Source organism: Amycolatopsis thermalba (assembly GCF_023376025.1).
Taxonomy (GTDB): domain Bacteria; phylum Actinomycetota; class Actinomycetes; order Mycobacteriales; family Pseudonocardiaceae; genus Amycolatopsis_E; species Amycolatopsis_E thermalba.
Genome location: NZ_CP091196.1, coordinates 4,393,997 through 4,420,111 on the forward strand (window position 1 = coordinate 4,393,997; position 26,115 = coordinate 4,420,111).

The following is a 26,115-nucleotide window of genomic DNA, read 5'->3' on the forward strand; positions in this document are numbered from 1 at the left end:
CGCCAGGGTGGGGGCATGCTGACGACGCGTCTCGACACGGCCCGGATCCGGGCCGCCCGCCAGGTGATCGACCCGCTGTTCCTCGGCTCCCCGCTCTACCGCTGCGTGGCGCTGGAACCCGGCCTCGGTTGCGCGGTCAGCATCAAGCTGGAGACGGCGAACCCGGTGCGCAGCTTCAAGGGCCGCGGCACCGAGGTGATCGCGAGCGCGCCCGGCGCGGATGCCGTGGTGTGCGCCAGCGCGGGGAACCTCGGCCAGGCACTGGCCTGGTCCGGCCGCAACCGGGGGCTCGACGTCACCGTCGTGGCGTCCCGCTTTGCGCCGGTGACCAAGCTCGACCGCATCCGCGCCCTGGACGCCCGGCTGGAGCTGGTGGACGGCGACTTCGAGCTGGCCCGCGAGCGGGCGGCGGACATCGCGCGGCACGACGGGATCCGGCTGGTCGAGGACAGCCTCGACATCGAGACGTGCGAGGGCGCGGCGACCATCGGCCTGGAACTGGTGGACGCCGCGCCGCCGTTCGACGCCGTGCTGATCGCTCTCGGCGGTGGCGCGATGGCGACCGGGGTGGGTCACGTCGTGAAGGACTGCCTGCCCGGCGCCGAGGTGATCTGCGTCCAGCCGCTGGGCGCACCGGCGATGACGCTGTCCTGGCGCGAGCGGCGCGTGGTCACCACCGATGCCACCGACACGATCGCCGACGGCGTCGCCGGGCGGTGCCCCATTCCCGCGGTGCTCGACGACCTCCTCCGGGTCGCCGACGACGCCGTCCTGGTCCGGGAGGAGTCGATCATCGCCGGGATGCGGATGCTGCTCGACCACGCCGGCCTGGTCGTCGAACCGTCGGCCGCGCTGGGCGTGGCGGCCATCCTGGAAGACCGCGAGCGCTTCGCCGGGCGGCACGTGGTCACCATCGTGTGCGGCGGCAACGTCGACCCGGAGGCCCACCGCCGCTGGACCGGCGGATAATCTCGCCCGGAATATTCTTCCGCGCGAGACGTTCTACCGGCCGGGGACACCAGATCAGCAGGAGGCTGTCATGCAGTTCGGGATCTTCTCCGTCAGCGACGTGACCACGGATCCGACGACCGGCCAAACTCCGGACGACACCCAGCGCGTGCGGTCGATGCTGACCATCGCCCAGCACGCCGACCAGGCCGGGCTCGACGTCTTCGCCACCGGCGAGCACCACAACCCGCCGTTCGTCGCGTCCTCCCCCACCACCCTGCTCGGCTACCTGGCCGGGGTGACCAAGAACATCATCCTGTCCACCTCGACGACGCTGATCACCACCAACGACCCGGTGAAGATCGCCGAGGACTACGCGATGCTGCAGGTCATCTCGGGCGGCCGGATGGACCTGATGATGGGCCGTGGCAACACCGGGCCGGTCTACCCGTGGTTCGGCCAGGACATCCGGCAGGGCATCCCGCTCGCGATCGAGAACTACGCCCTGCTGCGCCGCCTGTGGGAGGAGGACGTCGTCGACTGGGAGGGCAACTTCCGCACCCCCCTGCGCGGCTTCACCGCCACCCCGCGTCCGCTCGACGGGGTTCCGCCGTTCGTCTGGCACGGCTCGATCCGCAGCCCGGAGATCGCCGAGCAGGCCGCCTACTACGGCGACGGCTTCTTCCACAACAACATCTTCTGGCCGATGTCCCACACGAAGAAGATGGTGCACTTCTACCGGCAGCGGTTCGAGCACTACGGCCACGGCCCGGCCGACACCGCGATCGTCGGGCTCGGCGGGCAGGTCTTCATGCGCAGGAACTCCCAGGACGCGTGGAACGAGTTCCGCCCCTACTTCGACAACGCCCCGGTCTACGGCCACGGCCCGTCGATGGAGGACTTCACCGCGACGACCCCGCTGACGGTCGGCAGCCCGCAGCAGGTGATCGACCGGTACGCGGCGATGCGCGAGGACGTCGGCGACTACCAGCGCCAGCTGTTCCTCATCGACCACGCGGGCCTGCCGCTGAAGACCGTGCTGGAGCAGATCGACCTGCTCGCCGAGGAGGTCGTCCCGGTGCTGCGCAAGGAGATGGAGGCCAAGCGGCCCGCGCACGTGCCGGCGAACCCGCCGAGCCACGCCGAGCGCGTCGAGGCGGCACGGGCGAAGGCGGCTTCCTGAGCCTCCGGCGAACCGGACGAACGTCACATCGCGACCCTACGGAGAAGTAACCTACGGTCCCGTAACCTGACGGGATGGCAGAGCTCGTGTACCCACCCGTCGTCCTGTTCGCGAAGACCATGTTCCGGGTCCTCGACCTGAAACTGCGCGTCGAGGGCAGCGAGCACATCCCCGCCCGCGGTGGCGCGGTCATCGCCTGCAACCACGTCTCCTACCTGGACTTCATCTTCTGCGGCCTGGGCGCGCAGCCGGCGAAGCGGCTGGTGCGGTTCATGGCGAAGAAGGAGGTCTTCGACCACCGGATCTCCGGCCCGCTGATGCGCGGCATGGGCCACATCCCGGTCGATCGCGCGGCCGGGCGCGGCGCCTACGACGAGGCGGTCGCCCGGCTGCGCGGCGGCGAGGTCGTGGGCGTGTTCCCGGAAGCCACGATCAGCCCGTCGTTCACGGTCGAGGAGGTCAAGTCGGGCGCGGCGCGGATGGCGGCCCAGGCCGGGGTGCCGCTGATCCCGATGGCCGTGTGGGGCTCGCAGCGGCTGTGGACGAAGGGCCGGCCGCGCCGGCTCACCCAGCGGCACGTGCCGATCTCGATCCTGATGGACGAGCCGCTGCGCCCCGGCCCGGCCGACGACGCCGACGCCGTCACCCGCGAGCTGCGTGACCGGATGAGCCTGCTGCTCGACCGGGCCCAGGCGGAGTACCCGGAAAAGCCCGCCGGCCCGGACGACCTCTGGTGGCTGCCCGCCCACCTCGGCGGCACCGCGCCCCAGCCCTGACCCGCCGCCGCTCGCCCGCCCGGGTTTGGCCGACCGGACGCCGACCGCGCGGGGATCAGCCGACCGGCGCGGCGGGCAGCGGGCGGACGCCCAGCGCGAAGTCGGCCGCGGCCTCGGCGTGCAGGCGCGTGGTGGGGAACACCGGCACGGCACTGTCGGCCTCGCCGACCAGCAGTTCGAACTCGGTGCAGCCGTACACGACGCCCTCGGCACCGGCCGTCACCAGCCGTTCGATCACGCCGCGGCAGGCCGCGCGGGACTCCTCCCGCGTCACGCCCCGGACCAGCTCGTCGTAGATGATCCGGGGCACCAGGTCGCGGTCGGCCGCTTCGGGCACCAGCACGTCGAGCCCGTGCGCGGCGCGGCGATCGCGGTAGAACGGCTGCTCCATGGTGAACCGCGTGCCCAGCAGGCCGACGGCCGGCGTCGGTGATCGCGGCGGCGGTGGCGTCGGCCAGGTGCAGCATCGGGATTCCGACCGCGTCCGCGATCGTCCCGGCGACCTTGTGCATGGTGTTGGTGCACAACACGACGACGTCCGCGCCCGCCGCCTCCAGCGCCCGCGCCGCCCGGGCCAGCTCGGCGCCCGCACCCGCTCGTCGGCCAGCCGGTAGTACTCCACAGAGGACTCCCAGCTCATGCCGCCCGGCAGACCGATCACCTCCACGGCGACCAGTCTGCCGGGCGGGTGATCAGGCCTTGCGGCGGGCGCGCACCAGGAACACCAGCGCCGCGCCGCCGAGGACGAGGGCCGCGCCGAGGCCGATCAGCCAGCCGCCGTCGAAGCCGGTGTGCGCCAGGTCGGAGGCGTCGCGCGCGGTGGCCTTCGGGGTTTCGCTGGTGGCCGCCACGGCGGCGGCGCCGGCCGGGGAGCTGCTGGCGGTGGTCCCGGCGGTGGACCGCGACGGGGTGCTGGTGCTGACCGCGCTGGTGGACGTGGCCGGGGCGGTCGTCGTGGTGCTGGTCCTGGCCGCCGAGGTGCTGGTGCTGGTGGTGGTTTTCCCGATGCCGCAGACGAACCAGTGGCTCAGCTGCGGGATGTTGTCGTTCTTGCCGGTCGCGGGGGCGCGCAGGTCCGTCCACGGCGGGGTGTTCGAGAGGCCGAGCTTGCCCGGCTCGTAGACGTTGTAGGCGTTGCCGCCTTTGACGACGATGCCGGTCACCGTGATGTCCGGCGACACGGAGACGATGTCGAGGTACTGGTCGTCGTCGAGCTTGCCGCGGGTGAAGGTGTAGTCGCCCGGCGCGGTGAGGGTGGTGCCGGCGAGTTTGGCGCCGGCGCAGGTGCTGGCGTTGCCGTCGTGCCGCGTGGCGCGGGGGTCCTCGGCGGCCGCGTGGGCCGTCGCGGTGCCGAGAACGAAACCGGTGGCCAGCAGGGCCCCGGCGACGGCCGCGCGCAGCGACCGGCGTCGGATGAGCGTCATCGTGCGAACTCCAGGGGGTCGGGAGAGGGCGCGCGCCGATCCCACGGCCGGCGCGACGAGCAGGCGCACGCTACCCCGAACGGAGGAGCAAGATCACCCCCGATCGCGCTCGGTGACCGTTTCGAGGCCGTTCGGTGCCCAATCCGAAGTAGAACAGCGGTAACCGTGCGGTGGACCGGCGAGGCGGGGCCGCTGCCGCCGTGGTACCGGCGCCGGAGCACCGTGATCACGGTGAGCGCCTGCGCGACGGTGGTCGCCGTGGTCGTGGCGGCCGCGACCCTCCGGTCCGGCTGGGAGGGCCTCCTCCGCCTGGCCATCCAGGCGGCGGCCATCGCGCTGCTGACTGTCCTCACCACGCCGAAACTGCTGGAGAACGGCTCGATCGCGTCGGTGCGCAGTTCTTCCTGCGGCGCACCCGCAACGCGCCCCGCCCCGAGGAGGACCCGGCCGTGGCCCGGCAGTCGGCGACGTCTTCGCCCTCACCGAGCTGTCCCTGGCGGCGCGGGATGCGCCACCGGCTACCGAGCTACCACGTGCGGGCCTCGCGCAGCAGGAGGTCCCGCACGTGCTCCACCGCGGGGTTCGCCCCGGCGCCCGGCCGCTGCACCAGGAACACCGTGTTGATCGGGGCCTCCTCCGGCTCGTGCAGCGGGACCAGGGTGCCGGAGGCCAGCTCGGCGGCGCACAGGTACCTCGGCAGCACGCTGTACCCGGCGCCGGCGGTCACCGCGGCCACCACCCCGCGCAGGTCGGGCATCGTCACCGCCGCCTCGGCGGTCAGCCGCTTGCCGAAGACGTCCCGCCAGTACCGGCGCGCGATCGGCAGGTCCTCGGCGTAGGTCACCAGCGGCATGCCCGCCGTCGCGCCGCAGACGTCGTCACCGGCCCGCGCCGCCCACGACGGCGCCGCGACGAGCACGTAGTCCTCGTCCATCAACGGGTAGGCCACCAGCGCGCGGCCGCGGGGACGGCGGGTCGAGACCACCAGGTCGTGGTGGCCGGCCCGCAACTGCTCCAGCAGCGGATCGGTCAGCCCGGTCGCCACGCGCAGCCGCACTCCCCCGGCGACCAGCGGTGCCAGCGCGGGCATCACGCGCACGCACAGCAGCTCGGCCGGCCCGGCCAGGTACACCGGCTCCGGCGGTCCGGAGTGGACGATGTCCGTCCCGGCGACGGCGGCCAGCGCGTCGACCGGCCCCGCGACGCGCCCCGCCAGCTCGTGCGCCAGGTGGGTCGGCTCGGCGCCGCGCGGGACACGGGTGAACAACGCGCGGCCCAGCTGCTGTTCGAGCGTGCGCACCTGCGCGGTCACCGTCGGCTGGGACAGCCCCAGCAGCGGCGCGGCCGCGGTGAACGAGCCCGACCGGTAGACCGCGAGGAAGGTGCGCAACAGGTTCAGGTCCACCCGGACAAGGTATCGGAAAACCGATGGCAGCGATCGCCTCTTCTATTCGATTTCCGATGACAGCGCGCCTACCGTCGAGGACATGGCGAACATTCTCTTCGTGATGACCGGTGCCGACCGCTGGACGTTCGCGGACGGCACCCAGCACCCGACGGGCTTCTGGGCCGAGGAGGCCGTGGTCCCGTTCGAGACGTTCACCGCGGCCGGCCACCGGGTCACCGTGGCCACGCCCGGCGGTGTCGTGCCACCCGTCGACGAGGCCAGCCTCACCCCCGAGGCCACCGGCGGCGCCGAGACCGCCGCACACCTGCGCGAGGTCGCGGCCACCGCCTTCGCCCACCCGGTCGCGCTGGCCGACGTCGACCCGGACGGCTTCGACGCGGTCTACGTGCCCGGCGGCCACGGCCCGATGGAGGACCTCGCGTCCGACGCCGGCTCCGGCCGCCTCCTCACCCGGGCGCTGCGGGACGGCAAACCGATCGGCGTGGCCTGCCACGGCCCGGCCGCGCTGCTGGCCGCCACCGACGAGGGCGGCAACGCCTTCGCCGGATACCGGATCACCGCCTTCAGCAACGCCGAGGAGGAGCTGGCCGGCAACGCCGCCAAGGCACGCTGGCTGTTGCAGGACCGCCTGACCGAGGCGGGCCTGAAGGTCGAGACGGGCGAGCCGTTCGCCCCGCACGTGGTCGTCGACCGCACCGTGGTCACCGGGCAGAACCCGGCGTCGTCGGCCCCGCTCGCGGCGGAACTGCTGAAGCTGCTGCCCTGATCGCGAAGGTCCACACCGGACCGTGGCAGCATGGGGTGGTGACCGAACACCACGCCGACGACGCCCCGCTGACCCTCTACCTGGTCAAGAGGCTGGAGCTGGTGATCCGCTCGCTGATGGACGACGCGCTGCGCCCGTTCGGGCTGACCACCCTGCAGTACACCGCGCTGACGGCGCTGCGGCACCGCAACGGCCTGTCGTCGGCGCAGCTGGCGCGCCGCTCGTTCGTCCGGCCGCAGACCATGCACACCATGGTCCTCACGCTGGAGAAGTACGGGCTCATCGAGCGTGCGGAGGACCCGGCCAACCGCCGGGTCCTCCTCGCCACCCTCACCGAGCGCGGACGGCAGGTCCTCGACGAGTGCACCCCGCTCGTGCGCCAGCTCGAGGACCGGATGCTGGCCGGCATGGACGCCGGCAGCCGCGCCGCCTTCCGGCAGGGCCTGGAGGACGGCTACGGCATGCTCGCCTCGCACGCCAACGCTCAGCGCGCGTTGACGAACGGCGGCGGCGAGTAACGCACGAACGCCGCGTCCCCGATCGCCGACGCCACGTCCTGCAGCCGCTCCGGCCGCGCGGCGTCCGACCAGGCGCCGGTGCGGATGCGGTGCTGCACCGCGAACACCCCGGCCAGGTACTCGGCCGGGGTGAACGCGCAGTGCCCCACCCGCTGCACGTAGGCCTGCCGCAGCAGGGCGCTCTCCCCGGCCCCGGCCACCCGCAGCGCGTAGTCCCGCTGGTACTCCACGGGCGCGAGCTGGTCGGCGATCGTGTGCAGGGTCAGCTCCGGCACCCGCAACCGTCCCGTCGGCGTCGAGGTGCGCCGCATCCACGCCACGGCTGCGGAGTCCGGCGCGATGTCCGCGGCGCGGGTCAGCGTGCCCAGGTCGGCGTGCAGGTCCAGGCCCGCCTCCCGGTACAGCGCCGCGACCTGCGGCAGCCGCGCGGACCGGTGCATCAGGCGCGCGTAGTCCACGCCGGTGTTCCAGCCGCTGTCGCCGCCGGCGACGGAGACGATGCTGACGCGGGACGGGATCACGAACGGCAGCGTCTGCAACAGCCACGTGTACTGGGCCTGCTGCCGGGCGGCGTGGTCCGTCGGCGGCTGCGGCCCGGCGGCCCAGATCGGCGTGTTCATCAGCGACGCGGCCAGCGCGATCCGCGCCCGCCCCGCCGGGGTTTCCTGCGCCCGCCGCACCGCCGTGGTGAGCGCGGCGACGGTCGCGGCCGCCTGCGCGGGCGTGGTGAACCCGGTCAGCTGCACATCCTGCCCGGGCAGCAGCAGCTCGGCCAGGGCGTGCTCGCCGTCGAGCTGGTAGTTGTTCAGGTTGATCCCGCCGCCGACCAGGCCGCACGTGGTCAGGACACCGTCGACGCGTCCGGCCGCGCGCTCGGCGAGCAGCGCCGACACCAGGCCGCCCATGGACTGCCCGAGCGCCACGACCTCCCGTGCCGGGCCGATGCGGTCCTCGACCGCGGCGAGCGTGCCGAGCTGGTCGGCCACCGCGGTGTCCAGCGCCCAGCCGGCGTGGGCGTAGGACGAACCGGCGAGCGCGTAGCCGCGGTCCAGCAGCGCCTGGGCGGTTGCCGGGTCCGGCGCGTTCGCGGCCGGGTTGTCCGGGCCGGGGCGGAAACCGTGGCTGAACAACACGAGCGTGCCGTTCCAGCCGTCCGGCACGTCGGCGATCCAGGTGGCGCCGTCCGGCAGCGTGCCGCTCAGCCGGGTCGCCGCGCTCGCGGGCGCCGCGGGCAGGACGGCGGCGAGCACGAAGGTCAGCAGCGCGATCCCGAGGCGGCGCATCACGCGTCACCCCGCGGCGTCAGCGCGACGGCGACCAGCGCCAGCAGAGCCATCCCGGCCAGGTACACGCCGACCAGCAGCGAGCTGCCGGACGCGGTGAAGATCGCGGTCGCCACCACCGGCGCGAGGCCGCCGCCGACCACGTTGCCCAGCTGGTAGCCCAGCGACACGCCGCTGTAGCGGATCCGGGTCGGGAACTGGTCGGACAGCAGCGCGGGCAGCGGCCCGTACTGGGCGGACACGGTGATCACCGCGACCACGCACGCCACCAGCGCCAGCACGAACACCCCGGTGTCGAACACCAGGAAGAACAGCAGCGCCGCCACCGCCTGGGCGATCGCGCCCGCGGCGATCACCTTCCGCCGCCCGAAGCGGTCCGCCAGCCCGGACAGCCCGTAGATCGCGCCGAGCTGCACCACGCTGGTGAGGATCACGACGACCAGCAGCGCGTTGCGCGAGTAGCCGATCTCGGCGGTGCCGTAGGACAGGATGTAGGTGAGGATGATGTAGCCCATCGCGGTCGACGCGCCGGTCACGAACACCGACCGCACCACGGCCAGCGGGTGGTCGCGCAGCACCTCCAGCAGCGGCACGCGGGCCGGGCGCTGCCGGGCCGCCTGCTCGAACAACGGGCTCTCGGTGAGGCGGCGGCGGATCACCAGGCCGAAGATCACCAGCACGAAGCTGACCAGGAAACCCAGCCGCCAGCCCCACTCCACGAACGCCTCGCGGGTGGACGTGGAGGCCACCAGCAGCACCAGGTTCGCGGCGATCGCGCCCGCGGGGACACCCAGCTGTGGCGCGGCGCCGTAGAGCCCGCGGCGCGACGGTGGCGCGTGCTCCACGGCCATCAGCGCCGCGCCGCCCCATTCGGCGCCCACGCCCACCCCCTGGGCCAGGCGCAGGACCACGAGCAGGATCGGCGCGGCAACCCCGATCTGGGCGTAGGTCGGCAGCAGCCCGACCAGCACGGTGGCCGTGCCCATGATCAGCAGCGAGATGACGAGCATCCGCTTGCGGCCGATCCGGTCGCCGAAGTGGCCGGCGACGATCCCGCCGACCGGGCGCGCCAGGAACCCGACCGCGAACGTGGTCAGCGACGCGAGCTGGCTGACGGCGGGGTTGCCGGACGGGAAGAACTGCGGCCCGAAGACGAGCGCGGCGGCCGCGCCGTAGAGGAAGAAGTCGTACCACTCGATCGCGGTGCCCACGAAGCTGGCGACGGCCACTCGCCGGGCTTCGCGGGTCCCGGAGCCCGGCGCGGAGACGGCTTGCTGGTGCGTCATCGAACCACCAATCATCAGAGCCTCTGATATGCCGTCGAAGAATGGCATTCCGGGCCGGGCCGGTCAAGGCTCTTGACTGAGTACTCACTCAGGGGCAGTCTCGGCGGTGACCCGCGACGGCGCGGGAGACGAGGAGACTCACACGATGGCGGGACGGGTTGCGGGCAAGATCGCGTTGATCACCGGCGCGGCACGGGGTCAGGGCCGGGCGGACGCGGCGCGGCTGGCGCAGGAGGGCGCCGACGTGATCGTGGTGGACATCGCCGCCGAGCTGCCCAGCGTCACCTACGCCTCCCCCACGCCGGCCGACCTGGACGAGACCGTGCGCCTGGTGGAGAAGACCGGGCGGCGGGCGGTCCGGGTGCAGGCGGACGTGCGGGACCTGGCAACGCTGCGCGCGGGCGTCGACGCCGGTGTCGCGGAGCTGGGTGGGCTGGACATCGTGGTGGCCAACGCCGGGATCTGCGTGCCCGCGCCCTGGGACGACGTGACCGAGGAGATCTTCGACGACACGATCGGCGTGAACGTGCGCGGCGTGTGGAACACCGTGATGGCGGGCGCGCCGCACCTCGTCGAGCGGGGCGGCGGGTCGATCATCCTGATCAGCTCGGCGGCCGGGATGAAGGTGCAGCCGTTCCTGGTGCCCTACACGACGAGCAAGTGGGCGGTGCGCGGGATGGCGAAGGCGTTCGCCACCGAGCTGGCGCGGCACAACATCCGCGTCAACAGCGTGCACCCGACGGGCGTGAACACCGGGATGACCGGCGAGGGACTGCAGGCCGCGTTCGCCAAGGGGTTCGAGCGGGACCCGAAGCTGGCCGGGATGCTGACGAACCTGCTGCCGGTGGCGATCACCGAGCCCGAGGACGTCGCCGACACGGTGCTGTTCCTGGCCTCGGACGAGTCGAAGTACGTCACCGCGCACGAGCTCGCCCCCGACGCCGGCGTCACCGAGTTCTGACCCCGGTGGACGGACCCGCCTCCTCCGGCCGCGACCGCATCCTGGCCGCGGCCGAGGAGCTGTTCGCCGAACGCGGCTACGCCCGCACGTCGACCGCCCGCCTGGCGACAGCCGCCGGGGTGCCGCAGGGGCTGATCTTCTACCACTTCGGCACCAAGGAAGGGCTGCTGCTGGCGCTGATCCGGGAACGGTCGACGCGGACCCTCGCCGATCTGGTCCCGTCCCCGGTGCCGGCCGATCCGCACGCCGCCGTGGTGGAGTTGTGGCGGCGGCTGTCGCGGCTGCTGGGCGAGCAGACGCCGATGCACCGGATCGTGTTCCGGGAGAGCGAGCACCACCCCGAGCTGCGGGCCCGGGCCCGCGAGATCCACGACACGATCACCGCGGCCGTGAGCGGCTATCTCGCCGAGGTGACCGGCCACGCGAAGGCGACGCCGCGCCACCACGCGGCGGCGCGGATGCTGGTGGCCACCTCCTCGGCCAGTTCGGTCGCTCCCGGCGGTCCGGTGCCGTCGGCGAAGGCGGTGGCGGATCTGTTGCTGGACGGGCTGGGCCGGGCTACCAGGTGACCGGCCACGCGAAACCCACCCCGCGACACCACACGGCAGCGCGCAAGCTGCTGACCACCTCCTCGGCCGGCTCCTCACACCCAGCCGACCAGCACCGCCGGCAAAGACAGTGGCGGATCTCCTGCTGAACGGACTACGCCGCGCGCCCAGGTGACCGGCCACGCGAAGGCGACGCCGCGCCACCACGCGGCGGCGCGGATGCTGGTGGCCACCTCCTCGGCCAGTTCGGTCGCTCCCGGCGGTCCGGTGCCGTCGGCGAAGGCGGTGGCGGATCTGTTGCTGGACGGGCTGGGCCGGGCTACCAGGTGACCGGCAGCTCGTAGACGCCGTAGACGGAACCGTCGTGCTTGAACGGGATGTCCTCGATGCCCGCGGCGAGCGCTAGCGTCGGGACGCGGCGGTACAGCGTGCCGTAGACGATCTGCAGCTCCAGACGCGCCAGCTGCTGCCCGAGGCACTGGTGCACGCCGAACCCGAAGGCCACGTGCCGCCGCGCGTTGCGGGTGATGTCGAGCCGGTCGCCGTCCGGGAAGACCGACGGGTCGCGGTTGCCCAGGTCGTTGGCGAGGATGATGCCCTCGCCCGCGCGGATGACCGTCCCGCCGATCTCGATGTCTTCCAGGGCCACCCGGCGGCGGCCGTTGTGCGTGATGTTCAGGTACCGCAGCAGTTCCTCGACCGCCGAGGCCACCAGCGCGTCGTCGCCCTCGCGCAGCAGCGCCAGCTGGTCCGGGTGCTGCAGCAGCGCCAGCGTGCCCAGCGCGATCATGTTGGCCGTGGTCTCGTGACCGGCGATCAGCAGCAGGACGCCCATCTGCGCGGCGTCCATTCTGGACAGTTCACCGGCGGTGACGCGCTCGGCCAGCCCGGACAGCAGCTCGTCGCCCGGCCTGGTGAGCTTGTCCCCCATCAGCCCGTCGAGGTAGTTCACCAGCCCGGCCGAAGCGGCGGACCGCTCCTCCGGCGCGGCGTCCCGGCGGATGATGGTCCTGCTGTGGTCCTGGAAGAACTCGTGGTCGGTGTAGGGCACGCCGAGCAGTTCGCAGATCACCAGCGACGGCACCGGCAGCGCGAACGCCTCGACCAGGTCCACCGGATTGGGCCCGGCGAGCAGGTCGTCGACGAGGTCGTCGACGATCTGCTGCACCGCGGGCGCCATCGCGCGCACGCGTTTGACCGAGAACGGCGCGGTCACCATGCGGCGCAGGCGGGCGTGGTCGGGGTCGTCCATCAGGATGAAGCCGATCCCGCTGCCGCCCGGCTGCACCGGCGCCGGGCTCGGGTAGCCGGGGCGCGTGATGTCCGCGCTGACCCGGGGATCGGCCAGCAGCGCGCGCTGCTCGTCGAAGCGGGTCACCAGCCACGGGGTGCTGCCGTCCCACAGCCGCACGCGGGCCAGCGGGCCCTGCTTCATCAGCTCGATGCCCGCGGGCGGCGGGTCGAACGGGCACCGCGCCGCGCGCGCCATGGGGAATGCGGGAACGGTCATCGCGAAACTCCAGTCCAGGGCGTTTCCGGCGGCGGGGTCCAGCCGGGGACCGGCCGTCCACAACGGACACCGGCGTCCTCCGCCGGGCCCTCGCCTCGGTGACCAGCTAACCGGGCCCGGCGTGCTAAGTCAAGCGATTGATTTAACTCTGGTCACACGAGTTGCCGGTGCTCGGCGGCGACCGCGGCCACGATGCCGACCGCACGCTCCCAGCTCATCTCGTCCAGGCCGGCGTGGGTCGTGATGCGCAGCCGGGAGACGCCGTCCGGCACGGACGGCGGCCGGAAGCAGCCCACCCGCACTCCCGCCGCGAGGGCGCGGGCCTGGGCGGCGAGCGCGATCCGCGGGGAGGGCATCGGCACCGACAGCACCGCGCCCGCCGAGCGCGGCACGCCCAGCCGGTCGGCCAGTGCGGCGCCGCGCTCGTGGATCCGGGACGGCAGGCCGGGCTGCCCGCGCAGCACGCGCAGCGCCGCCAGGGCTCCGGCGGCGGGGGCCGGCGCCAGACCGGTGTCGAAGATGAACGGGCGCGCCCGGTTGACGAGGTGGTCGATCAGCGCGGCGGAGCCGAGCACCGCCCCGCCCATGGCGCCCAGCGATTTGGACAGCGTCGCGGTCATCACCACGTGCGGGTGGTCGTGCAGGCCGAGGCCGTGCAGCAGGCCGCGGCCACCGTCACCGGCCACGCCGAGCCCGTGGGCCTCGTCGACGACGAGCAGCGCGGCGTGGGCGGCGCAGGTCTCGGCGAGCTCGGCCAGCGGTGCGGCGTCGCCGAGGACCGAGAAGATCGACTCGGTCAGCACGAGCGCCCGCCTGCCCCCGGCCGCGGCGAGCGCGTCCCGCACGGCGGTGACGTCGTTGTGCGGGACCACCCGGATGACGGCCCGGGACAGGCGCGCGGCGTCGATCAGGGAGGCGTGCACGTGGGCGTCCGAGACGATCACCGTGTCCCGGTCCGCCAGCGCGGTCACCACCGACAGGTTGGCGTGGTAGCCGGTCGAGAACACCAGCGCCGCCGCGCGGCCGGTGAACCCGGCCAGCTCGCGCTCCAGCTCGGCGTGCAGGGTGGTCGTGCCGGTCACCAGCCGGGACGCGCCGGCGCCGGCGCCCCAGACCAGGGCGGCCTCGCCCGCCGCGCGGCGGACGTCCGGGTGGCCGCTCAGTCCCAGGTAGTCGTTGTTCGCCAGGTCGATCGCCTCGTCCCCGGCCGCCCGCGGGCGCAGCACGCGCTGCAGGCCGGCGGCCTCGCGCGCGGCGCGCTGCCCGGCGAACCACTCCGCCCAGCTCATGCGACCGCCGCCGCGGCCGCGATGCCGCGGCAGATCGCGGCGATGTCGTCGTCGGTGCACACGTAGGGCGGCATGGTGTAGATCAGGTCGCGGAACGGGCGCAGCCACACACCCTCGGCCAGCGCCGCCTCGGTCGCCTTGTCCACGTCGACCGGGTGATCGAGCTGGACCACGCCGACCGCGCCGAGCACGCGCACGTCGGCGGCCTCGATCCCGTGCAGCGCCTGCAAACCCGTGTTGATCCGGCGCACGTCGCCCCGCCAGTCCCCGGTGGACAGCAGATCCAGGCCGGCCGACGCGATCGCGCAGGCCAGCGGGTTGCCCATGAAGGTGGGCCCGTGCATGAGCACACCCGACTCGCTGGCGGACAGTCCATCCGCGACCTCGCTGGTGCACAGGGTCGCGGCCAGGGACAGGTAGCCGCCGGTGAGGGCCTTGCCCACGCACATCACGTCCGGCGCCACCCCGGCGGCGTCGGCGGCGAAGAGGGTGCCGGTGCGGCCGAAACCGGTGGCGATCTCGTCGAAGATCAGCACCAGCCCGTGCTCGTCGGCCACCTCCCGGAAGACGGTCAGGCAGCTCGCCGGGTAGGGGTGCATGCCGCCGGCGCCCTGCAGCAGCGGTTCCACGATCAGCCCGGCCAGCCGGCCGGCGTGCTCGGCGGCGAGCGCGCGGAAACCCGCGGCCCAGGCGGCGACGTCCGCCTCGCTCCGGGGTGGGCGGTCCCCGAACACCTGCTCCGGCAGGACACCCGACCACATCGCGTGCATCCCGCCGTCGGGGTCGCACACGCTCATGCAGTCGAAGGTGTCGCCGTGGTAGCCGCCGCGGACGGTGAGGAACCGGGTCCGCTCCGGGTGGCCGATGCCGCGCTGGTACTGCAGCGCCATCTTCATCGCCACCTCGACGCTCACCGACCCGGAATCGGCGAGGAACACGTGCTCCAGCCCGGCGGGGGCCAGGCCGATCAGCCGCGCGGCCAGCTCGACGGCGGGCTCGTGGGTGAGGCCGCCGAACATCACGTGCGACATCGTCGCCAGCTGCCGGCGCGCCGCCTCGTCGAGCGCCGGGTGCCGGTAGCCGTGGATCGCCGACCACCACGACGCCATCCCGTCGACCACGTCTCCGGCGCCGTCGAGGGTGATCCGGCTGCCGGACGCGCCGGTGACCAGCCGCGCCGGCGCCGGGTCGGTCATCGAAGTGTACGGGTGCCACAGGTGCTCGCGGTCGAAGGCGAGCAGGTCCTCGGGTGACATCAGGCGTTGGGGACGAGGCCGGTGCCGGCGCCGCGGCGGCGGATCGGCGGGTCCACCGGTTCGGTCCGGGCCCGGTCCTCTTCTGAGCCCAGCACGACGAACCCGTTGTCCCGGATCATCTCCAAGTCGGCCTGAGCCGCCTGTCCCTCGGAGGTGAGGTAGTCGCCGAGGAAGAGCGAATTGGCGACGTGCAGCGCGAGCGGCTGCAGCGAACGCAGGTGCATCTCGCGGCCACCGGCGATGCGGATCTCCTTGTCCGGGCACACGAACCGGGCCATCGCCAGGATCTTCAGGCACCGCAGCGGGGACAGCTCCCAGGTGTCCGCCAGCGGGGTGCCGTCGAAGGGCATCAGGAAGTTGACCGGGATCGAGTCGGCGTTCAGCTCCCTGAGCGCGAACAGCGCCTCGACCAGCTGCTCGTCGGTCTCCCCCAGCCCGGCGATGAGGCCCGAACACGGGGACAGCCCGCCGTGCTTCGCCTTCGTCACGGTGTCCACCCGGTCGGCGTAGGTGTGGGTCTGGACGATCGCGTGGTGGTGGCTCTCGGCGGTGTTGATGTTGTGGTTGTAGGCGTCCACCCCGGCCTCGGCGAGACGCTCGGCCTGCCCGTCGGAGAGCAGGCCGAGACAGGCGCACACCTCGACGTCCGGGTGTTCCTCCTTGAGGGCGCCGACCATCTCGGTGACGCGGTCGATGTCCCGGTTGGACGGTCCGCGCCCGGAGGAGACCAGGCACACCCGGGCGGCGCCACCGGCGATCCCCGCGCCGGCCTGCTTGAGCGTCTCCTCTTTGGACAGCCAGGAGTACTTGAGGATGGGCGCGGCGGAGCCGAGCGCCTGGGAACAGTAGTTGCAGTTCTCCGGGCACAGGCCGGACTTCAGGTTCACCAGGTAGTTCACCTTGACGGTGTTGCCGAAATGCGCGCGGCGCAGCCCGCCCGCGGCGGCGACGACGGACATCACCTCGGCGTCGTCGGCAGCCAGCACGGCGAGCGCGTCACCGGGCCCGGCGGGAACCCCGGCGAGGACCGCGTCGGCGAGCTGCTCGAACCTGGAGCCCATCACTTCTCCTGACTCTGCGTGACCGTTCGATTACAACCTGAACGATGTTCGGTTGCGGCGCCGACGGTACACTGGGCGCCGCGAACGGGTCAACGGGAGGAGTCGGCGTGCGCTACCACCGGCGCGATGTCGTCGAGCGCGCGATCGAGGTCCTCGACGAGTACGGCTTGGAATCGCTCACCATGCGCCGGCTGGCCGCCGAACTCGGCCTGCAGCCGAGCGCGCTCTACCACCACGTGCCCAACAAGCAGACCTTGCTGGCCGCGATCGCCGACGAGATCCTGGCGCGCGGCAAGCGCGAACGCCGGGCGGCCGAGTGGGACCGGCGGGTGGTGGAGATCTGCGCCGAACTGCGCGACGCGATGCTGGCCTACCGGGACGGCGCCGAAGTGGTCGCCACGGCGCACACCTTCGGCCTGGGCGCCAGCGAACCGGCGACGCAGCTGCGGGAGGCGCTGCGGGACGGCGGCCTGGACGGCGACCTCGTCGAGGTGGGCACCCGCGCGTTGCTGCACCTCGTCTTCGGGCACACGGCGGAGGAACAGGCCGCGCTCCAGGCCGCCAGCGCCGGAGCGATCGACCGGGACCCCGGCGGCCCCGGCGACTTCGAGCAGGGTATCGAACTCCTGCTGGACGGCCTGCGCTCGCGGGTGCGCCGCTGACGACGGCCGCGGGCCGCCAGCGGACGGCCCGTGGTGGACGGGCGCCATGCGATCACGCCGCGCGAACCCGGCGAGCGCGGCGGGCGGCAATCCCCGAACCCGCCGCCCCGGCCGGCCACCGCACCACGTCGCGGCGGCCGGCCGGGCCGGCCGCCGCGGCCGCTACTCCGGCCGGCTCGTCCTGCGCCGGGACCGGCCCGGGGTCACCAGTCGTGCACGGTGCCGTCGCCGAGACGGTTCGTGGGCAGGTACGCCGGCTCGTAGGGGTACTTCGCCGCCAGGTCCTCGTCGAAGTGGATGCCGAGCCCGGGCTCCTCGCCCGGGCGCAGCCCGCCGTCGGCGAAGGTGAACGTCGGGCCGAACACCGCCATCGTCTCCGGGCTGTGCAGCATGTACTCCTGGATCCCGAAGTTGTGCACCGCCAGTCCCAGGTGGACACCCGCCGCGAGGCCCACCGGTGACACGTCGGTCGGGCCGTGCATCCCGGACTTCACCTGGTACATCGCGGCGTAGTCGATGATCCGGCGCACCCCCGTGACGCCTCCGGCGTGCGTGACGGGCGAGCGGACGTAGTCGATGAGCTGCTCCCGGATCAGCGTCTGGTAGTCCCACACGGTGTTGAACACCTCGCCGATCGCCAGCGGGGTCGTGGTGTGCTCGCGGACCAGGCGCAGCGCCTCGGGGTTCTCGGCCGGCGTCACGTCCTCCAGCCAGAACAGGTCGTAGGGCTCCAGCGACTTGCCGAGCCGCGCCGCCTGGACGGGCGTGAGCCGGTGGTGCGCGTCGTGCAGCAGGATCAGCTCGGGGCCGAACTCGTTGCGGACCGCCTCGAACACCGAAGGCACGTGCCGCAGGTACGCGCGCGTGTCCCAGGACTCCTCCGCGGGCAGGGCGGCACGGCGCGCCGGTTCGTAGTCGTACCGGCCGGAGCCGCCCACCGACGCGGCCGAACTGCTCGCCACGCCGTACACCGAGTCGAGACCGGGCACGCCGGTCTGGATCCGGATCGCGCGGAACCCGAGTTCGAGGTGCTCCCGGATCGAGTCGTGCAGCTCGGGGATCCCGCGCCCGCTGGCGTGCCCGTAGACCAGGCAGCGGTCCCGGCTGGCGCCGCCGAGCAGCTGGTACAGCGGCATGCCCGCGACCTTGGCCTTGATGTCCCACAACGCGGTGTCGACCGCGGCGATCGCGGCCATGGTGACCGGGCCGCGCCGCCAGTAGCCGCCCCGGTAGAGGTACTGCCAGGTGTCCTCGATGCGATGGGCGTCCCGGCCGATCAGCAAGGGTGCGACGTGGTCGCGCAGGTAGCTGGCGACCGACAGCTCCCGGCCGTTCAGCGTCGCGTCGCCCCAGCCGACCACCCCGTCCGCGGTCGTGATCTTCAGCGTGACGAAGTTCCGCCCCGGGCTGGTGACGATGACCTCGGCGCTCTCGATACGCACTGGTTCTCCGTTCATGACTCGACCAACTGGTTCCGGCGCCGCACGACCTCGGCGGTGATCTCGCGGAGCCGCTTCTCCGTCAGCGGGTAGCCGATCATGATCACGACCGCGATCACCGTGCAGGCGGCAGGCACCAGGCCCGCGGCCGCGCGGATGCCCCACAGCGCCCCGTCGCTCTGCACCCGCGCGCCGCCGGCATACCCGGCGAGGGCGATCGTGTACGCGGCCGCGGCGCCGCCGAGCGCCTGGCCGATCTTGCGGACGAACGAGAACACCGCGTACGTCGTGCCCTCCGTGCGGGCGCCGGTCTTCCACTCGCCGTAGTCCACGGTGTCCGCCTCCAGCGACCACATGAGCGTGTTGACCAGCCCGGTGCCCGCGCCGATCAGCACGAAGAACCCCAGCGACACGAACGGGACCGAGGCCGGCGCGAACAGCACACCGAGCGCGCCGACGACCATCACCACGCCACCGGCGACGTAACTGGGTACCTTGCCGAAGCGGCGCACCAGCTTCGGCACGAGCGGCGCCAGCACGAACATCAGGACCAGCTGCGGGGCGGAGATGGCGATGTAGAGACTCGGGTTGCCGAGCACGTCCCGGGCGTAGTACACGCCGATCGTCTGGATCGAGAACATGGCGGTCAGGAAGAACAACGAGCTGACGCACAGCATCATCAGCGGCTTGTTCCGCCGCAGCGTGCGCATGCTGTCCTTGAAGCCGACCTTGGCCACGGCCCGCGGCACCGTCTCCCTGGCCGTGACGAACGTGAACAGGTACAGGGCGGCGCCGACGACCACGAAGGCGAGTGTGGTCAGCAGCAGCGACCGCTGCAGGTTCTGCGAGTCCTTGATCTGCGGCGAGACCACGAAGGTCAGCATCAGCATCGTCGCCGCCGCCCCCATCCCGCGGGCGCTGGCGAGCTTGGTGCGTTCGACCGGATCCTGCGTCATCGCGGCCGCGAGCGAACCGAAGGGGATGTTGACCAGGCTGTAGGCCGTGCCCATCGCCGCGTAGGTCAGGTACGCGTAGACGATCTTGGCCGTCATCGGCCAGTCCGGTACGGCGAAGGTGGCCACGCTCAGCAGGAGCAGTGGCACCGAGGCGTACAGCAGCCAGGGGCGGAACTTCCCGAAGCGGGAGCTGGTCCGGTCGACCAGCCTGCCCGCGGCGAGATCGGCGAAGCCGTCCCAGATCCGCACGACGAGGAAGATCGTGCCGGCCGCGGCGGCGGGGATCCCGGCGATGTCGGTGTAGTACAGCAGCAGGAACATCGACGACATCGAGAACGCCAGGTTGTTGCCCGCGTCGCCGGCGGCGTACCCGAAGAGCTGTCTCATGCGTAGTTTCACGGCCGCCTCCAGCGGCGCCGCAGGGTGAACGCGCCCGCCTTGGGTTTGCGGTCGCGCGTGAACACGCCCTTCTTGTTGCCCTCCACCCGGAAGACACCGGCGGAGGTCGCGAAGTCGGCGAAGTTCCACACGTGCTCGCCGGTGACGGCGTCCACGCGGTCGAACACCCGGTGGTACATGTCCAGCAGCTCGGCCTGGTACTCCTCGGTCCACGGCTGCGGGACGACCGAGTGCAGGCCCGCCACGGTGTCCGCGCCGTACTCGGTGACGAGGATCGGCTTGTGGTGCCGGGCCGCCCACGCGGTCAGGTCGGCTTCCAGTTCGCGCTCGGCCGCGGCCAGGTCGCCGGTCTGGGTGTACCAGCCGAAGTACCGGTTGATCATCACCACGTCGGCCAGGTCGGTGACCAGGCACTGGTCCGACGGCGACAGCATCATGTTCACGAAGCCGACCGGGCGGGTGGGATCGAGCCGCCGCGTCTCGGCGAACAGCGGCTCGAAGTACTTCCGGGACTCCTCGGTGTGCGATTCGGGTTCGTTGGCGATGCTCCACAGCACGACGCTGGGGTGGTTCTTGTCCCGGGCGACCAGCTCGCGGATCGCCTGCAGGTGCGTGCGCCGCGCGGCGTCGGAGACCGTCTCGGCGGAGAACGTCGGCTGCCGCGCACCCTGCAGGATGCCGCCGCCGATGCCGAGGTTGAGCCCCACCGCGGCGGTTTCGTCGATGACGACGATGCCCTTGCGGTCGGCGTAGTCGAGGATCTCCTCGGCGTAGGGGTAGTGCGAGGTCCGGAACGAGTTGGCGCCGATCCAGTCCAGCAGCGCGAAGTCGTGGACCATCGACACGTCGTCGTGGCCCTTCCCGCGGACCGCGTGGTCCTCGTGCATGCCGAACCCGGTGAAGTAGAACGGTTCCCCGTTGATCAGGAACCGGGTGCCCTCGATCGCGACGGTGCGGATGCCGACGTCGAGCGAGTAGCGGTCGGCGGGCGAGCCGTCCTGCCACAGTTCGACGTCCATTGTGTACAGATAGCCCTCGCCGGGACGCCAGGGGTGCGCGCCGGCCACGGTGAGCGTGCCGGAAGTCCCGACGCCGCTCGCGACCTCGGTGCCCGACGCGTCACGCAGGACCACGCGCGTCCCCACCTCGCCGTCACCGGCGATCGTCACGTCGTAGTCCACCGTGCCGGTGGTGCCCGACAGTCCGGTCCGGACGGTGACGTCGCGGACGTGCGTCACCGGCGTGGAGTACAGCCACACCGGCCGGTGCAGCCCGGCGTAGTTGAAGAAGTCGTGGTAGTACCGCTGCCGGGGCCCCTCCGCGGTCTGCTCGACGTACCCCGGCGGAATCGACTCCCAGCTGAGCCGGTTGTCCACGACCACGGTGACCCGGCTGGTCTCCCCCGGCCGCACGAGGGCGGTCACGTCGGCCTCGAACGGGGTGTACCCGCCTTCGTGCTCGGCGACCCGTTCGTCGTCCACCCACACGACCGCGCGGTGGGTCGCGGCGTCGAACCGCAGCACGACGCGCTCCCCCGCCCAGCCCGCGGGCACCGGCACGTCGGTCTGGTACCACACGTCGCCGACGTGCTCGCGGATCGCCGGGTCCGGGATCACGTCGTTGTAGCTGGCCGGAACCGGCATCTCGACGCTGCCGGGAAGCGGCTGCTGCCACCACTTCCGGTCCCGGCCCACTCCGCCGGGATCGACGGCGAAGCGCCAGAGCCCGGTGAGGGTGCGGCGATCTCGCCAGGTGTTGACGATCGGTCGAAGCATCGTTGCTTCCCTTCTGGGCAACAAGAGGTATCGCCCGAAGGTAGGAGGCCGCCGGTAGCATGACAATTTGTTGCCAGCTGTTGCCACGATCACCGGAGGGCAGGGCGTGGACGAGGGACGGGTCACCATCTACGACGTGGCGCGGCACTGCGGGGTCGCCGCGTCCACCGTCTCGCGGACGTTCAGCAATCCGTCGCGGGTCAACGCGGCCACCCGCGAGCGGGTCCGGGCCGCCGCGCGCGCGATCGGTTACCAGCCGCGGCCGCTGGCCCGGGCCGGATCGCCGGGCCGCGGCCGCACGCTGATGCTGGTGGTCACCGACATCGCCAACCCCTACTACGCACCGCTGATCAAGGCGGCGCAGGCGCGGGCGATCGAGCGGGACTTCACCCTGGCGCTGACCGACAGCGACGAATCGCCCGAGGTCGAGGCGCGCAACCTCCGGCAGCTGCTCGCCGCCACCAGCGGCGGGATCCTGGCGACGTCCCGCCTGTCCGACGACGTGGTGCGCCAGCTCGCCCAGCACCGGGCGCTGGTCGTGGTCAACCGGGAGATCCACGGCCTGCCGAGCCTGGTCGTGGACACCGCGGGCGGCATGCGCAAGGCGGTGCGCCACCTCGCCGCGCTCGGCCACCGCCGCATCGCCTACCTGTCCGGGCCGCGCAGCTCCTGGGTCAACGGGCAGCGGTGGCGCGCCGCCCGGGAAGAAGCCGGCGCGCTCGGCATCCGGGCCGGGTTCCTCGGCCCGTTCGCGCCCAACCAGCAGGGCGGCCACGAGGCGGCCGACGCGCTGATCCTCGACGGGGCGACGGCGGCGATCGCCTACAACGACCTGATCGCGCTCGGCACCCTGCAACGCCTGCAGCTGGCCGGGATCCGGCTGCCCGGGCAGATCAGCCTGATCGGCTGCGACGACATCTTCGGCGCCGGCCTCACGGTGCCCGCGCTGACCACGATCGCCGGCCCGGCCGCGAAGCTGGGCCGGTCCGCCGTGGACGCCCTGTGCGCGGATCTCACCGGGCGCGGCGGCCACGAGGTGACGCAGCGCTTCGACGCCCACCTGGTCGTCCGCGGCTCGACCGGCCCCGCGCCCGTGGCAACTGGCGGCAACTAGTTGCACGGGGCGGGCGCCGGCGGCGAGCCTGCGGGAATGCACCGTGGCTCGACAGGGATCGCCCTCGCACCCCATCCGGACCGGCTCCTGCCCAGCGACCCCGCCGAGCGGTCGATCGCCCGCAGGCTCTACGAGAGCGTGCGCGACCTGCCGTTGGTCAGCCCGCACGGGCACGTCGACCCCGCGCTGCTGGCGCAGGACATACCGTTCGGCAACCCCGCCGAGCTGCTGGTCACCCCCGACCACTACGTGACCAGGCTGCTGCACGCACACGGCGTCCCGCTGCGCGACCTGGGCCTGCGCGACCCGGAAGGGCGTACCGCCCCGCCTCGTGAGGTGTGGCGCACCTTCTGCACCCACTGGCGGTTCTTCCTGGGCACGGCGTCCCGGCAGTGGCTGGAGGCCGAGCTGCACGACGTCCTCGGCGTGACGGTGCACCCCTCCGAGGCGACCGCCGACGCGTTGTTCGACGAGCTGTCCGAGCGGCTCGCCAAACCCGGCTTCCGGCCCCGGGAGCTGTACGAGTCGTTCAACCTCGCCGTGCTCGCCACGACCGACGACCCCGCCGACGACCTGCGGCACCACCGCGCGCTCGCCGCCGACCCGGCGTGGCGGGGCCGGGTGGTGCCGACCTTCCGGCCCGACCGTTACCTCGACGCCACGAACCCCGGCTGGCCGGCGGCGCTGGACCGCCTCGCCGAGGCGAGCGGCATCGACACCGGCAGCTACCGCGGCACGATCGCCGCGCTGGAGCAGCGCCGGGAGTTCTTCCGCGCACACGGCGCCACCGCGACCGACCACAGCGCCCCGGACGCGCGCATGGAGTTCCTGCCCGAGGCGCAGGCGTCGCGGTTGTTCGACGCGGTGCGCGCCGGCACGGCCGGGCCCGGGGACGCCCGGACGTTGTCGCGGCACCTCCTCGGTGAGATGGCCCGGATGTCCAGTGAGGACGGGATGGTCCTCGCGCTGCACACGGGCGTCGACCGCAACCACCACGAGCCGACCTTCGCCCGGTACGGCGCCGACACCGGTCACGACATCCCGGTGCGCGCCGAGTTCACGCGGGCGCTCAAGCCCATGCTGGAGCGGTTCGGCACCCATCCGGTGTTCCAGACCGTGGTGTTCACGCTCGACGAGACGGTGTTCTCGCGGGAGCTCGCCCCGCTCGCCGGTTTCTACCCCACGGTCTACCTCGGCGCGCCCTGGTGGTTCCTCGACGCCCCGCGGGCCATGCGCCGCTTCCGGGACGCCGTCACCGAAACCGCCGGGTTCCACCGCAGCGCCGGGTTCATCGACGACACCCGGAGCTTCTGCTCGATCCCGGCCCGGCACGACACCGCGCGCCGGGTCGACGCCGCGCACCTGGCGAGCCTGGTCGCCGAGCACGTGCTCAGCGAGGACGACGCCCACGACGTGCTGCGCGACCTCAACGACCGCCAGCCGCGCAAGGCGTTCCGGCTGTGACGCTGACTCGCGCCGGGGAACCGGCGCCCGTCCGCGCTGTCCACTTGGGACTCGGGGCGTTCCACCGGGCGCATCAGGCCTGGTACACCGCCGCCGATCCCGCGTGGGGCATCGCCGCCTACACCTTCCGCAGCACCGAACTGCCGGAGCTGCTCACCCGGCAGGGCGGGCTGTTCTCCCTGCTCGTGCGCGAGGACTCCGGTGATCGGGTGGAACCGGTCGGCTCGATCACTCGCGCGCACGCCGGGGCGGACACCCGGCAGTGGCTGGCGGACGTGGCCTCCCCCGAGGTCGCGCTGATCACCCTCACGGTCACCGAGGCCGCATACACCGTCCCCGAGCCGGGTGCCGACTCGGCGGTGTCCCGGCTGGTGGCCGGGCTGCGGGCGCGCTTCCACGCCAACGGGGCCCCGATCACGCTCGTGCCGTGCGACAACCTCGCCGGCAACGGGGACGTGCTGCGCTCGGTGCTGCGCAAGGTGTGCGCCGAGCCCGGGTTCGCCGCGTGGGTGGAAGACGAGGTCGCCATCGCCGGCACGGTCGTCGACCGCATCACCCCGGCGACCACGGCACGCGACGTGCGACGGGTCGCGGAGATCAGCGGGGTGCGGGACCTCGCGCCCGTGGTCACCGAACCGTTCACCGAGTGGCAGATCGCCGGCACCTTCCCCCGCGGTCGCCCGGCGTGGGAGCGGGCGGGGGCGCGGTTCGTCGACGACATCGAGGTGTACCAGCAACGCAAGCTGTGGTTGCTCAACGGCGCGCACTCGCTGCTGGCCTACACCGGGCTGGCCCGCGGGCACGCCACGGTCGCCGAGGCCGCGGGCGATCCGGTGCTCGGCGAGCTGGTCGAGTCGTGGTGGGACACCGCGGCCCCGTACCTGTCCCCCGCCGGGATCGCCGGCTACCGGCACCGGCTGCGGGAGCGGTTCGCCGCGCCCGGCATCCGGCACCTGCTGAGCCAGATCGCCGCGGACGGCTCGCAGAAGATCCCGGTCCGCATCCTCCCCGTGCTGCACCGCGAGCGGGCGCGGGGACGGCTGCCGCACAGCGCGGTCGCCGGCCTGGCCGCGTGGCTGGCGTACCTGCGCGGCCACGAGGTGCGGGACGCGCGTGCCGCGGAGCTGATCCCCTTGGCGCGCGCGGAAAAACCCGCGCACCGCGTCCTGCCCGCGATGGACCCCACCCTGGCCGACGACGGAGAACTACTCACCGCGATCAACACCGAACTACCACGACACCCGGCCCGCAGCACGTGACCCGTCCGACGCCCGGCCGGGGCCACCGGCTGATCCCTTCGGCGAGAGAGGTCGCCCGGGCGAGGCGGTGATCCGTGGCGAGAACCCGGGCGTGCAACCGCCCGGCGAGTTCGACGTAGAGCGCATCAGCGAGACGCAGATCCGCACGGCGCGCCCAGGCCCCGGCCGCGAGTTCGACGACGGGATGCCGCGTGAGGGGGATCGTCGCCAGCGCACCCAGCGCCGCGCCCACCTCGGACGCGGGCAGCTGCCCGACACGCTCCAGGCGGCTCAGCGAAGAGAGCACCTCGGCATCCAGGTGCGCCGGCGCGGGCAGAACGGTACCCGCGAGCCGCTTCTTCGCGGCGGGCGCGTAGCCGGTGCCGGCCAGCAGGTCCACGAGAACGGAAGCGTCCAGGACGGCGATCTCGGCGGGCGCGTCACTCATCCTCGGCACCGGCCAGTTCCGCCCGGGCGCCGTCCAAGGCCTCGACAGCCGCGTCGTGCGAAACCGTGCGCCGCGGCGACGGCAGCGCGTCCAGCCAGGCGGTGGTAGCCGGCGTTGCAGCTCGTCCGCGATCGCGGCCTGCACCAGAGCGGACACGTTCAGATCCACGGCCTTGGCGCGTTGGGCCAGCTCATCGGGCACGTAGACGTTCAGCCTCGCCATACACACCCTATACACACGTCCCGGTGTCGGTGACCGCCGCGGCGCGCCCTGCGGACGATGCCGAGCTCGCAAGGAAAGCCGACAGCGTCAGTCCCGATCGGCGCGGCGGGGCAGTCCCGCCGAGTTCGTGTCCCGCCGCTCACTCAATCAGTAACATTGAGTAGTCACGGAACGACTCATG

Annotated in this window: 24 protein-coding genes and 1 pseudogene; 12 read left to right on the forward strand and 13 right to left on the reverse strand. The window is 72.8% G+C overall.

Features of this window, described 5'->3' with window-relative positions; translation table 11 throughout:
- The first annotated feature begins 15 nt into the window (after positions 1 to 15).
- From L1857_RS21240 to L1857_RS21250, 3 genes are all read left to right on the forward strand, one after another.
- The gene (locus L1857_RS21240) at positions 16 to 969 is read left to right on the forward strand and encodes a threonine ammonia-lyase (RefSeq protein WP_116109664.1); all 954 of its coding nucleotides are present in this window, start codon (positions 16 to 18) and stop codon (positions 967 to 969) included.
- Positions 970 to 1,039: 70 nt separating this feature from the next.
- Positions 1,040 to 2,131, forward strand: a complete 1,092-nt coding sequence (locus tag L1857_RS21245) for an LLM class flavin-dependent oxidoreductase (protein ID WP_094002751.1) — start codon at positions 1,040 to 1,042, stop codon at positions 2,129 to 2,131.
- Between the two features lie 74 nt (positions 2,132 to 2,205).
- Positions 2,206 to 2,907 carry a lysophospholipid acyltransferase family protein gene (locus tag L1857_RS21250; RefSeq protein WP_249466039.1) on the forward strand — a complete coding sequence of 234 codons (702 nt, stop codon included), beginning with the start codon at positions 2,206 to 2,208 and terminating at the stop codon, positions 2,905 to 2,907.
- 55 nt (positions 2,908 to 2,962) lie between these two features.
- Here the strand turns inward: L1857_RS21250 and L1857_RS21255 are convergent.
- The 3 genes and pseudogenes from L1857_RS21255 to L1857_RS21265 all read right to left on the reverse strand — a co-directional run bounded on the left by L1857_RS21255 (position 2,963) and on the right by L1857_RS21265 (position 5,736).
- A pseudogene (locus L1857_RS21255) lies at positions 2,963 to 3,574 on the reverse strand (aspartate/glutamate racemase family protein).
- Positions 3,575 to 3,599: 25 nt separating this feature from the next.
- Positions 3,600 to 4,331: a hypothetical protein gene (locus L1857_RS21260; RefSeq protein WP_249466045.1), complete on the reverse strand. Its 732-nt coding sequence runs from the start codon at positions 4,329 to 4,331 to the stop codon at positions 3,600 to 3,602.
- Between the two features lie 526 nt (positions 4,332 to 4,857).
- Complete coding sequence (locus L1857_RS21265) at positions 4,858 to 5,736, reverse strand: LysR family transcriptional regulator (RefSeq protein ID WP_249466050.1); 879 nt, start codon at positions 5,734 to 5,736, stop codon at positions 4,858 to 4,860.
- Positions 5,737 to 5,818: 82 nt separating this feature from the next.
- On the opposite strand from L1857_RS21265, the gene L1857_RS21270 reads away from it, so the two are divergent.
- Both L1857_RS21270 and L1857_RS21275 read left to right on the forward strand, forming a co-directional pair.
- Positions 5,819 to 6,505: a type 1 glutamine amidotransferase domain-containing protein gene (locus L1857_RS21270; protein ID WP_094002747.1), complete on the forward strand. Its 687-nt coding sequence runs from the start codon at positions 5,819 to 5,821 to the stop codon at positions 6,503 to 6,505.
- A 35-nt stretch (positions 6,506 to 6,540) separates the two neighbouring features.
- Positions 6,541 to 7,023 (forward strand): MarR family winged helix-turn-helix transcriptional regulator, encoded by a 483-nt coding sequence (locus L1857_RS21275; protein ID WP_094002746.1) that lies wholly within the window; start codon positions 6,541 to 6,543, stop codon positions 7,021 to 7,023.
- Here L1857_RS21275 and L1857_RS21280 read toward each other — a convergent pair.
- Complete coding sequence (locus tag L1857_RS21280) at positions 6,990 to 8,306, reverse strand: alpha/beta hydrolase (RefSeq protein ID WP_249466055.1); 1,317 nt, start codon at positions 8,304 to 8,306, stop codon at positions 6,990 to 6,992. The genes L1857_RS21275 and L1857_RS21280 overlap by 34 nt on opposite strands.
- Positions 8,306 to 9,592 carry an MFS transporter gene (locus L1857_RS21285; protein WP_094002744.1) on the reverse strand — a complete coding sequence of 429 codons (1,287 nt, stop codon included), beginning with the start codon at positions 9,590 to 9,592 and terminating at the stop codon, positions 8,306 to 8,308. The genes L1857_RS21280 and L1857_RS21285 overlap by 1 nt, the downstream gene beginning before the upstream one ends.
- A 145-nt stretch (positions 9,593 to 9,737) precedes the next feature.
- On the opposite strand from L1857_RS21285, the gene L1857_RS21290 reads away from it, so the two are divergent.
- The 3 genes from L1857_RS21290 (at position 9,738) to L1857_RS21300 (ending at position 11,431) form a co-directional block, all read left to right on the forward strand.
- Complete coding sequence (locus L1857_RS21290) at positions 9,738 to 10,553, forward strand: mycofactocin-coupled SDR family oxidoreductase (protein WP_094002743.1); 816 nt, start codon at positions 9,738 to 9,740, stop codon at positions 10,551 to 10,553.
- A gap of 5 nt (positions 10,554 to 10,558) precedes the next feature.
- On the forward strand, positions 10,559 to 11,122 hold the full coding sequence (locus L1857_RS21295; protein ID WP_094002742.1) for a TetR/AcrR family transcriptional regulator: 564 nt from the start codon (positions 10,559 to 10,561) through the stop codon (positions 11,120 to 11,122).
- A 150-nt stretch (positions 11,123 to 11,272) separates the two neighbouring features.
- Positions 11,273 to 11,431 carry a hypothetical protein gene (locus tag L1857_RS21300; RefSeq protein ID WP_205413177.1) on the forward strand — a complete coding sequence of 53 codons (159 nt, stop codon included), beginning with the start codon at positions 11,273 to 11,275 and terminating at the stop codon, positions 11,429 to 11,431.
- On the opposite strand, the gene L1857_RS21305 is transcribed toward L1857_RS21300, so the two are convergent.
- From L1857_RS21305 to bioB, 4 genes are all read right to left on the reverse strand, one after another.
- Positions 11,421 to 12,611, reverse strand: a complete 1,191-nt coding sequence (locus tag L1857_RS21305; RefSeq protein ID WP_249466058.1) for a cytochrome P450 — start codon at positions 12,609 to 12,611, stop codon at positions 11,421 to 11,423. The two genes, L1857_RS21300 and L1857_RS21305, sit on opposite strands and share 11 nt — an antisense overlap.
- A gap of 152 nt (positions 12,612 to 12,763) precedes the next feature.
- On the reverse strand, positions 12,764 to 13,900 hold the full coding sequence (locus tag L1857_RS21310; RefSeq protein ID WP_116109670.1) for an 8-amino-7-oxononanoate synthase: 1,137 nt from the start codon (positions 13,898 to 13,900) through the stop codon (positions 12,764 to 12,766).
- Positions 13,897 to 15,156 (reverse strand): adenosylmethionine--8-amino-7-oxononanoate transaminase, encoded by a 1,260-nt coding sequence (locus L1857_RS21315; RefSeq protein WP_249466067.1) that lies wholly within the window; start codon positions 15,154 to 15,156, stop codon positions 13,897 to 13,899. The genes L1857_RS21310 and L1857_RS21315 overlap by 4 nt, the downstream gene beginning before the upstream one ends.
- Positions 15,156 to 16,217: a biotin synthase BioB gene (gene bioB / locus L1857_RS21320; protein ID WP_116109672.1), complete on the reverse strand. Its 1,062-nt coding sequence runs from the start codon at positions 16,215 to 16,217 to the stop codon at positions 15,156 to 15,158. The genes L1857_RS21315 and bioB overlap by 1 nt, the downstream gene beginning before the upstream one ends.
- Positions 16,218 to 16,324: 107 nt before the next feature.
- Between bioB and L1857_RS21325 the strand changes: the two genes are divergently transcribed.
- A complete protein-coding gene (locus L1857_RS21325; RefSeq protein WP_116109673.1) occupies positions 16,325 to 16,879 on the forward strand; it encodes a TetR family transcriptional regulator in 555 nt (184 codons plus the stop codon).
- 203 nt (positions 16,880 to 17,082) lie between these two features.
- Here L1857_RS21325 and manD read toward each other — a convergent pair whose 3' ends face one another.
- Genes manD through uidA form a run of 3 tightly spaced genes read right to left on the reverse strand, consistent with a single transcriptional unit; the run spans position 17,083 to position 21,448 of the window.
- Positions 17,083 to 18,321, reverse strand: a complete 1,239-nt coding sequence (gene manD / locus L1857_RS21330) for a D-mannonate dehydratase ManD (protein ID WP_094002737.1) — start codon at positions 18,319 to 18,321, stop codon at positions 17,083 to 17,085.
- A gap of 11 nt (positions 18,322 to 18,332) precedes the next feature.
- On the reverse strand, positions 18,333 to 19,661 hold the full coding sequence (gene uidB, locus L1857_RS21335; protein ID WP_116109674.1) for a glucuronide transporter: 1,329 nt from the start codon (positions 19,659 to 19,661) through the stop codon (positions 18,333 to 18,335).
- An 8-nt stretch (positions 19,662 to 19,669) separates the two neighbouring features.
- Positions 19,670 to 21,448: a beta-glucuronidase gene (gene uidA / locus L1857_RS21340; RefSeq protein WP_116109675.1), complete on the reverse strand. Its 1,779-nt coding sequence runs from the start codon at positions 21,446 to 21,448 to the stop codon at positions 19,670 to 19,672.
- A 67-nt stretch (positions 21,449 to 21,515) separates the two neighbouring features.
- Between uidA and L1857_RS21345 the strand changes: the two genes are divergently transcribed.
- From L1857_RS21345 to L1857_RS21355, 3 genes are read left to right on the forward strand one after another with little or no spacing between them, the layout of a single operon-like run.
- On the forward strand, positions 21,516 to 22,562 hold the full coding sequence (locus tag L1857_RS21345; RefSeq protein ID WP_240323075.1) for a LacI family DNA-binding transcriptional regulator: 1,047 nt from the start codon (positions 21,516 to 21,518) through the stop codon (positions 22,560 to 22,562).
- A gap of 36 nt (positions 22,563 to 22,598) precedes the next feature.
- Positions 22,599 to 24,026 carry a glucuronate isomerase gene (gene uxaC / locus L1857_RS21350; protein WP_116109677.1) on the forward strand — a complete coding sequence of 476 codons (1,428 nt, stop codon included), beginning with the start codon at positions 22,599 to 22,601 and terminating at the stop codon, positions 24,024 to 24,026.
- Between the two features lie 44 nt (positions 24,027 to 24,070).
- On the forward strand, positions 24,071 to 25,285 hold the full coding sequence (locus tag L1857_RS21355) for a mannitol dehydrogenase family protein (RefSeq protein WP_205413178.1): 1,215 nt from the start codon (positions 24,071 to 24,073) through the stop codon (positions 25,283 to 25,285).
- Here L1857_RS21355 and L1857_RS21360 read toward each other — a convergent pair.
- A complete protein-coding gene (locus L1857_RS21360; RefSeq protein ID WP_249466072.1) occupies positions 25,245 to 25,934 on the reverse strand; it encodes a PIN domain-containing protein in 690 nt (229 codons plus the stop codon). The two genes, L1857_RS21355 and L1857_RS21360, sit on opposite strands and share 41 nt — an antisense overlap.
- Positions 25,935 to 26,115: the final 181 nt, after the last annotated feature.